This window comes from Nocardioides sp. (genome assembly GCF_031422975.1).
Classification (GTDB): Bacteria; Actinomycetota; Actinomycetes; order Propionibacteriales; family Nocardioidaceae; genus Nocardioides.
Genome location: NZ_JANPEO010000116.1, coordinates 1 through 5,107, shown reverse-complemented (window position 1 = coordinate 5,107; position 5,107 = coordinate 1). Strand labels below are relative to the sequence as shown.

Genomic DNA, 5,107 nt, shown 5'->3' with positions numbered 1-5,107 from the left:
AGTCGGCGAAGCTCTCACCGACCGTCGTGCAGAGGATCTTGATGACCCAGAAGAACACGGTGACTTCCGGGACCTTGTTCAGCATCTGTCGGCCGGTGGCCGGGAGCGTGTGTGTATTGGTCATGTCGCTCATGATCGGTTCACCAACCTGACGATGACCTGACCAGGGTCACACCCAATCCTCTGACGATGGCTGACGCTGCCCGATCGCGTCCATGCTTACATAGCGGAGTGAAGAGCATTTGCGCAGGTCAGGGCGCAAATGGCTGCCGGTATCAGTTTCGTGAACGATGGTCTCGAGCGATATTCGAACCCAGTATCGCCCACCGCACGAGCCGGCCCCCGACCCGAGGAATCCTCTGGGTCCGGGGCCGAGTTCATCTGCCTGCCAGATCAAGACCTGTTCGGCACTCGGCCCCTCAGACCGGGACCTTCGCCTGTGGTGCGCTGCGACACCAGCCGTCAGCGTGGTGCTACCGACAAGGCGCAGGAGGCGGCAACGATGATGTACGGAGGCAACGGCTGGGGCTGGGGCGTGATGATGTTCATGCCACTGTTCTGGATCATCCTCGTGGGCCTGATCGTCTGGGCGGTCGTTCAGTTCGCCCAGCCCGAGAGACATCGGACCGGCACCGACTCCGGCGCCGTCCACCGCGAGACGCCGCTCGAGATCTTGGAGCGTCGCTATGCCTCGGGCGAGATCGACACCGAGACCTTTCTTGAAACCCGCGACCATCTCGCCGGGCCTGGCTCGAGACCCTCGTGAGGTCGCCACGACCCCGCTGGGTGCCGCTGGCAGTCCTCATCGTTGCCGCGGGGTTGCTGATTGCCTCGGTCGCCTGGGTCTCGGGTCAGATCGGACCCGGCGGCATGCCGGGCCGCGGCATGACGACCTCAGGTGACGGACCGCTCGCGGACGTGAGCGCTGTGCGCCGTGCCGCTGACAGGTTCGGGGAGCAATGGGACCTGCGCAGCGGAGAAGTCATGGAGTTCGACAACGGGTTCTACGTCGAGCTGGCCGACCCGTCCGGGGACCTGGCCACCGAGGTGCTCGTCGACCCGAGCTCGGGTGCCGTCCAGCTCGAGTTCGGCCCGGCGATGATGTGGAACACGGCGTACGGCCTGCATCGTGGTCGCGTCGCAGCAGCGACACTGGCCCCGGAGGAGGCGCTCAGCGTCGCCGACGAGTGGCTGGGCACCCACAGGCCGGGTGAGCGCGCCGCTGAGCCGGAGGCGTTCCCGGGCTACTACACACTGCACACCCTCATGGGTGACCGGGTGAGCGGCATGTTGTCGGTGCACGGCACCAGCGGCGCGGTCTGGTTCCACTCGTGGCACGGCCGGTTCGTGGGGACGACCGAGCCGGAGTGACTGCTCTCCCTGCCCGGGTCGTCGAATCGTCGGCGAGCTGCGCATTGGTCCCGGTGACCAAGGACCTTGGCCACTGCTGAGCACCCATCCACGCCGATAGCGTCGAAGACAGAAGCGACACAGGAGAGTGAGCATGAAGCGCCTTGTCATCCTCGGCGGCGGAACCGCTGGGACAATCATCGCCAACAAGCTGCGGCACCAGCTGGATCGCGCCGAGTGGGCCGTTACGGTGGTCGATCGCGACGACGAACACCACTACCAGCCCGGCTACCTCTTCGTCCCGTTCGGTGGCTACCGCCGGGACCAGGTCGTCCGATCGCGGCACGCTTTCCTGCCCGACGGTGTGGAGTTCGTCGTCGGCGCCGTCGAGCAGGTCGAGCCGGACGAGGATGTCGTGCTCCTCGAGGACGGACGACGGCTGGAGTACGACCAGCTCGTGATCGCCACCGGGACGACCCCGAGACCCGACCAGACGCCCGGGATGCTCGGCCCGGAGTGGCGGCGCAGCATCTTCGACTTCTACACCCTCGACGGTGCCGAGGCGCTCGCCGAGGCCCTGACGCGGTTCGAGGGCGGCCGGCTCGTCGTGCACATCACCGAGATGCCGATCAAGTGCCCGGTGGCGCCACTGGAGTTCACCTTCCTCGTCGAGGCCTGGCTGCGGGCTCGCGGCCTCCGCGACCGCGCTGAGCTGGTCTACGTGACCCCGCTCGACGGGGCGTTCACCAAGCCGGTGGCATCCGCGCACCTGGGCGGCATGCTGGACGAGCGCAAGGTGCACGTCGAGACCGACTTCATGGTCGAGCGGATCGACAACGAGCAGAAGATGCTCGTCTCCTACGACGAGCGCGAGATCCCCTTCGACCTGCTCGTGACCGTGCCGCTGAACATGGGCGCGGACTTCGTGGCCCGGTCCGGTCTCGGTGACGAGCTCAACTACGTGCCGGTGGACCGGCACACCCTGCTGTCGAGGAGCTACGACAACATCTTCGCCGTCGGCGACGCCGGCGACATCCCTGCCTCCAAGGCGGGGTCGGTGGCCCACTTCGCGGTCGAGATCTTCGTCGGCAACTTCCTCGAGCACATCAGCGGCCGGCCCATGACCGGCTCCTTCGACGGGCACGCGAACTGCTTCGTGGAGTCGGGTGACGACAAGGCGCTGCTGATCGACTTCAACTACGACACCGAACCCCTTCCCGGGAAGTACCCGCTGCCCGTGATCGGGCCGATGGACCTCCTCAAGGAGACCCGCGCCAACCACCTCGGGAAGCTTGCCTTCCGCTGGATCTATTGGAACGTCCTGCTCCCGGGACGCCCCGTGCCGCTGCCGGCGCACATGTCGATGGCCGGGAAGGTCCTTCCCAAGACCAACGAGAAGCAGGAGGTATGACATGCCGACCACGACGATCGACGGTCATGACATTCACGTCAACGACGAGGGATTCATGACGGAGTACGACGAATGGACCGAGGACCTGGGCAAGGTGCTCGCCGGCCAGATCGGGATCGAGATGAGTGATGACCACTGGAAGGCGATCCACTTCCTGCGCAGGGACTTCCCGGACCAGGGCGAGACGGCCACTCTGCGTCGCGTGTCGACCGTCGGGGGGATCCCCACCAAGCAGCTTTTCGCCCTCTTCCCCAAGAAGCCGGCCAAGAAGATGGCCTACATCGCCGGGCTTCCCAAGCCCCGCGGTTGCGTGTGAACGCCGACAAGGAGACTGACATGACGACCACCAGCACCGCACCCCTCGTCCCGACGTTCGACGACGAGGCCGGAGCCGGGCGCAAGCTCGCGATCATCTGCTCCAAGGGCAACCTGGACATGGCCTACCCCGGCCTGATCCTGGCCAACGCCGCTCTCGGAGAGGGCATCGAGACACACCTGTTCTTCACGTTCTGGGGCTTCGACATGATCAACAAGTCGACGATGGCCGACCTGAAGTTCACGATGCTCGGCAACACCGCAACGCACATGCCACAGGGCCTGGGGGGAATCCCCGGCATGACGGCGATGGCCACGCACCAGATGAAGAAGTCGATCGCCGACGTCGGCGTGCCCGAGGTGCCCGAGTTCCTCCAGCAGATCGTCGACTCCGGCGGACACCTGTGGGCCTGCAGGATGTCGGCCGACATGCAGCACCTCGAGGAGGGCGACCTGTACGACGAGGTCGAGGCGATCATCAGCGCCTCGGATTTCATCGAGAAGACCGACGGGGCCCAGCTCCTGTTCATCTGAGGCGCCGGCCCGGGATCGCGACGCGATCAGGCGGGCGGCCTCTGGGCGGCCTCCGTGACCGGGTCCTTTGGGTCGTCAAGCAGCCGCCGGTGGAGCTCGCTGGTCAGCACGTGAATGGCGCGGGTCAGCTCCGTGTTCGTCTTGAGCTCGAGCTCCTGCTCGACGAAGTCATGGTCGGCCTTGACCCGTTGCAGGGCCGATTGTCGGTTCTGCCCGATCATGACGAAGGTCGACAAGAAGATCGCCTCCAGGGAGACCACCAAGGTGAGCTTCGGCCAGGGGCTGCCCTCGGCAAGGACCATCCACGCCGCGAAGACGGCCGCGTGGATGTAGACGAACGGCATGGATCCGGCGAACGCGGTGATCGCATCGGCCACCCGCAGTTGCACGTCGGCTGCCCGCGCGACGTGAAAAGCGTTGATGGCCGGGTGGAGGCCGGTCCGTCCGAGGCTGTCGCCTGGCTGGGTTTCTCGTGCTTGGCTCATGGCTTCTCCTGCCGTCGCTCGACATGGTGTCGACGCGATGGTCAGCCAACCATGGCGGCCGGTCGGGGCGGGGCCAACAGGTCGGATCAGGGGCATGCGCCCGGTGCCTTGGGGTCCTTGGTCCCTAGGACACGGGCGGCTGGTGCGACACCGTGGGAGCAAGCCATCAGCGAACGTTGGAGGAGCATCATGACCGAGAACAACCCCCACCCCGTCGTCGTTGCCGTCGGCCACGATCCCATGGACGCGGCCCTGACCTTCGCGGCGGGCGAGGCCTTGCGCGCGGGTTGCGGACTGCATCTGCTCCACGTCGTGCACAACATCGCGGAGGGTCCGGAAATGGTTCTCGTGGACAGCGTCGACCTTGAGCGGGCCGGGCGCCTGGCCCTGGACGGCGCGGTCGAACGGGTCCGCGACCTGGTCCCGGACGACATGCCCGTCACCTCCCAGCTGGTCTGGGGAGGTGTGGTCACGTCGATCGTCGAATACGGAGCAGCGGCGCGACTCATCGTCCTGCAGCGACGGCCGCTCTCGCGCATGATGCGCGTCGTCACCAGGTCCGTGTCCAGCGGTGTGGCGGCTCACTCACGCGTGCCCGTCGTGTCGGTGCCGGCCCGGTGGTCGCCGATCCGGTCCAGCGGGGACGTCCCCACGGTCACGGTCGGCGTGGATGTGCCCGACCGGTCCGAGCACATCCTGCGGATGGCGGCACAGGCTGCCGCGCGTCGCGGTGCGCGCCTGCGTGTGCTGCACACCTGGTCATTCCCCGGCGCCTACGACGACATCATCCTGTCCCGCACCGAGGACGCCGAGTGGGCCGCCCGGGCAACGGCGGAGATCCAGACCGCCCTCGACGCGATAGCCGATGATCTCGACGGCGTCAGCTCGACGATCGACGCGCGTCACGCTCTTCCCGGTGACGCGCTGATCGACGCGGGCCGCACCTCAGACCTCCTGGTGGTCGGCCGCCACGATCCGCTCGTCCCCATTGGCTCACACCTGGGACCCGTCG

At 66.7% G+C, this 5,107-nt stretch carries 7 protein-coding genes; 6 read left to right on the top strand and 1 reads right to left on the bottom strand.

Features of this window, described 5'->3' with window-relative positions; all coding sequences use genetic code 11:
• The first annotated feature begins 502 nt into the window (after positions 1-502).
• From RMO85_RS03740 to RMO85_RS03720, 5 genes are all read left to right on the top strand, one after another.
• Complete coding sequence (locus tag RMO85_RS03740) at positions 503-766, top strand: hypothetical protein (protein ID WP_310526555.1); 264 nt, start codon at positions 503-505, stop codon at positions 764-766.
• Between the two features lie 20 nt (positions 767-786).
• Positions 787-1,371, top strand: coding sequence for a hypothetical protein (locus tag RMO85_RS03735; protein ID WP_310526554.1), 585 nt, complete (start codon positions 787-789; stop codon positions 1,369-1,371).
• Between the two features lie 133 nt (positions 1,372-1,504).
• Positions 1,505-2,761, top strand: a complete 1,257-nt coding sequence (locus RMO85_RS03730) for an FAD/NAD(P)-binding oxidoreductase (protein WP_310526553.1) — start codon at positions 1,505-1,507, stop codon at positions 2,759-2,761.
• Between the two features lies 1 nt (position 2,762).
• A complete protein-coding gene (locus RMO85_RS03725) occupies positions 2,763-3,077 on the top strand; it encodes a TusE/DsrC/DsvC family sulfur relay protein (RefSeq protein ID WP_310526551.1) in 315 nt (104 codons plus the stop codon).
• A gap of 20 nt (positions 3,078-3,097) precedes the next feature.
• Positions 3,098-3,610 carry a DsrE/DsrF/DrsH-like family protein gene (locus RMO85_RS03720; RefSeq protein ID WP_310526550.1) on the top strand — a complete coding sequence of 171 codons (513 nt, stop codon included), beginning with the start codon at positions 3,098-3,100 and terminating at the stop codon, positions 3,608-3,610.
• A 26-nt stretch (positions 3,611-3,636) separates the two neighbouring features.
• Here RMO85_RS03720 and RMO85_RS03715 read toward each other — a convergent pair whose 3' ends face one another.
• Positions 3,637-4,095, bottom strand: coding sequence for a DUF1003 domain-containing protein (locus RMO85_RS03715; protein ID WP_310526549.1), 459 nt, complete (start codon positions 4,093-4,095; stop codon positions 3,637-3,639).
• Between the two features lie 189 nt (positions 4,096-4,284).
• Here RMO85_RS03715 and RMO85_RS03710 point away from each other — a divergent pair.
• A partial coding sequence (locus RMO85_RS03710) for a universal stress protein (protein WP_310526547.1) occupies positions 4,285-5,107 on the top strand: 823 nt, incomplete at its 3' end.

Excerpts from the sequence above, each read along its gene's own strand:
- RMO85_RS03740 (WP_310526555.1), top strand. The coding sequence starts at position 503 with ATGATGTACGGAGGCAACGGCTGGGGCTGGGGCGTGATGATGTTCATG.
- RMO85_RS03730 (WP_310526553.1), top strand. The coding sequence starts at position 1,505 with ATGAAGCGCCTTGTCATCCTCGGCGGCGGAACCGCTGGGACAATCATC.
- RMO85_RS03725 (WP_310526551.1), top strand. The coding sequence starts at position 2,763 with ATGCCGACCACGACGATCGACGGTCATGACATTCACGTCAACGACGAG.
- RMO85_RS03720 (WP_310526550.1), top strand. The coding sequence starts at position 3,098 with ATGACGACCACCAGCACCGCACCCCTCGTCCCGACGTTCGACGACGAG.
- RMO85_RS03715 (WP_310526549.1), bottom strand. The coding sequence starts at position 4,095 with ATGAGCCAAGCACGAGAAACCCAGCCAGGCGACAGCCTCGGACGGACC.